Source organism: Ideonella sp. P3_A4 (genome assembly GCF_056403075.1).
This window is the reverse complement of sequence record NZ_JBFUGE010001192.1, coordinates 1-941: the sequence shown is the minus strand read 5'-3', so window position 1 is coordinate 941 and position 941 is coordinate 1. Positions and strand designations below refer to the sequence as shown.

Sequence of the window (941 nt, the reverse complement as noted above, 5' to 3'; positions counted from 1 at the left end):
CACTTCCACCTCGTGTCTGCCGGCCCCTGGCAGTTCCACGCCCCGCTGCGACGCTTCACCGAAAAGGCAAGGTTCCCTGCTTTCACCTGGGACATGCGGTCCATCGACATCACGGACCCGCGCCGCCTGGTCGAGGAAACAATCAGCCCCGATCCGCAGCGGCTGTATGACTTCAAGGTCGCGAAGATCCGTGCCCTGATGGCGCGCTTGCCGAAGCGACACGTCGTCCTCGTCGGCGACTCGGGTGAACGCGATCCCGAGGTCTACGCCACCATCCTGTCCGAGTTTCCGGACCGGGTCGACGCTGTCTTCATTCGAAACGTCAGCGGTGAAAGCCAGCGCGCGCCGCGCTACGAAAGGCTCTTCCCGAGCGCCGTCGCTGCCAAGCTGAAGGTGTTCACGAACACCAGCGAGCTGCCACGGCGCGCCGTCGTTCAGCAAAGCGCCGTGCGCTCTGCCTCGCACCGCGAACCTACAGCCACCGCTCCATGAAACGCCAAACGCCCAGCAGGTGCGACGGCGCCTCGCTGCCCGGGTAGGGCAGGCAGTCGGTGAAACCGGCGGCCTCGTAGAGCCGGTGCGCGGCGTGCATGAAAGGCGCTGAGTCCAACACCGCCTTTTCATAGCCGAACGCCGCGGCATCGGCGATCAGCCGGTACAGCATGACGTCCCCCAAGCCCAGGCCACGGTGTGATGGCCGCACGTAGATCCGCTTGAGTTCGGCCACGCCGGGCGCGATCTGGCGCAGGCCGCAGATGCCGGCGAGTTCGCCGTCCCACTCGACCAGGTAGAACACACCTTCCGGCGGCTGCTTGCCGCACAGCTGGTCCAGGCCGTCGGCCACGTAGCGTTCCACCGAGGCCAATGAGGGCGCCTCGGTCTTCCCGTGGGTAGCAATCCCCTGGGTGACCCAGAGCATGTACTCGACCGAGAGTTGGAAC

The 941-nt window shown here is 66.0% G+C and carries 2 protein-coding genes; one reads left to right on the top strand and one right to left on the bottom strand.

What is annotated here, in order from left to right; all coding sequences use genetic code 11:
• Positions 1-492: phosphatase domain-containing protein (locus AC1DYI_RS36890; RefSeq protein WP_477209033.1), on the top strand; the 492-nt coding region annotated here is incomplete at its 5' end.
• Here AC1DYI_RS36890 and AC1DYI_RS36885 read toward each other — a convergent pair.
• Positions 473-941, bottom strand: a 469-nt coding sequence (locus tag AC1DYI_RS36885) for a GNAT family N-acetyltransferase (RefSeq protein ID WP_477209032.1), incomplete at its 5' end; no start/stop codon positions are given. The two genes, AC1DYI_RS36890 and AC1DYI_RS36885, sit on opposite strands and share 20 nt — an antisense overlap.